3 protein-coding genes are annotated in these 1503 nt (G+C 36.1%); all 3 read right to left on the reverse strand.

Going from position 1 to position 1503, the window contains the following annotated elements; all coding sequences use genetic code 11:
• Positions 1-795, reverse strand: a 795-nt coding sequence (locus F6K51_RS37080; RefSeq protein ID WP_293031126.1) for an ISAs1 family transposase, incomplete at its 3' end; no start/stop codon positions are given.
• A 106-nt stretch (positions 796-901) separates the two neighbouring features.
• A complete protein-coding gene (locus F6K51_RS37085) occupies positions 902-1204 on the reverse strand; it encodes a HepT-like ribonuclease domain-containing protein (RefSeq protein WP_293031129.1) in 303 nt (100 codons plus the stop codon).
• On the reverse strand, positions 1191-1503 hold a 313-nt coding region (locus F6K51_RS37090), incomplete at its 5' end, for a nucleotidyltransferase family protein (protein WP_365940644.1). The genes F6K51_RS37090 and F6K51_RS37085, both read right to left, overlap by 14 nt.

Genomic DNA, 1503 nt, shown 5'->3' on the forward strand with positions numbered 1-1503 from the left:
CGTCCATACTTCTCTTTTTTCAATTCGATTATGCCCACTTTCTATTTCTTGATAATAACTATAGTCTTTTCCGACAAAGTCAGACTTCATAGCTAAATCAAACCAAGTTTTTACTTCTTCATAAAGAGTTTTTTGATTAGCTTTTAGAGCCAAAATATAATCAGCTTTTTTATTAATAATTAGGGAGGTAATATCTTTTTGACACCCCATTGCATCGATAGTAATTATGCTTCCCTCAATTGATAGCATTTCTAGTAATTGAGGGATAGCGGTAATTTCATTGGATTTCTCCTTAACTTTATGTTGTCCTAAGACTAATTGGTGAGAGTCAGACCATGCACTAACTATATGTAAAGCTTTTTGCTTTTGATTTCTGTCATAAGATTGTTTGAGAGTTTTGCCATCTATTGCTATGACTTTTACTCCTAATTTTTTCGTGATCGAATTAACCCAATTTAAAAAACCTTGTTGAAATTCTTCGGGATTTAGTCTAGCAAAAACTCGACTAAATGTATCATGAGATGGAATTCCATTTGGTAAGTCGAGAAATTCGGATAACCATTCATATTTAGCTTGACCATAAGTTTCAATCCCAACCCATCCGTCCGCTCCACTGATGACAGCTAAAATAGCAATCGCTATAATATCTATTAATAAATGCTTTTTACTTCTGTCTATTCTTGGGTCAGTCAAGGTTCCAAAATGGTTTAAAAAAAGAGGTTTTAAGAAGTTAGTATTCTTCCTAGTGTAATCTTTTTTGGGTGGTTTTAAAGCGGGCATAAAACCATTTTTCATTTGTCTGACACGCCAACGAGTTCTTAAAAATTAGTCATGAAGTCATTATCTCATATTTGGTGCTCAACTTAACCTGGGTGGTGCTTAGCACATTTTTGCTTATTTGTCAATCTAATTTAGATGCGTTTGCCCTGCAAACAATATCTAAATCGATAGAGAAATAAGCATGGGTCAAACGATTTCGCATCCCAATCATCACTGCCCAAGGAATATCAGCATGTCTCCCCCTACATTCAGCTGAAATTCTACCTGCCGCTTCCCCAATAATTTCTAAATCTTTAACAACTGCCAACACCAACATCCTATCCTTAGCTAAATCTTCTCTGGTCTTTCCAGACATAAAACCGAGAGCTTCTATTGCTGCATCCTGCATATGGTGCAAGCGAGTTAAATCGTCAATTGCTGTCATACTGCACCATGGCCTCAGCCATCACTCTGTCTCGAAAATAAATACTTAATTCATTAGGAGTTCTTAAATCAATCTTTCTCCCTTCTACTAGTTCTGAAAGTTCTATTTCCATACTGGCTAACCTAAATAAACCAGGGGTTTTGCCTGGTTCAAATTCTACTAAAAAATCCAGGTCACTCTCCGGTGTAAAATCATCCCTCAACACTGAACCAAATAAAGACAATTTGCGAATATGATGACGCTGGCAAAATTGCTCTATTTCTTCCTTAGGAATCTTAATTGGTAACACCGGGCTTTCA

The sequence above is a fragment of the Moorena sp. SIO3I8 genome (assembly GCF_010692325.1).
GTDB lineage: Bacteria > Cyanobacteriota > Cyanobacteriia > Cyanobacteriales > Coleofasciculaceae > Moorena.

Excerpts from the sequence above, each read along its gene's own strand:
- F6K51_RS37085 (WP_293031129.1), bottom strand. The coding sequence starts at position 1,204 with ATGACAGCAATTGACGATTTAACTCGCTTGCACCATATGCAGGATGCA.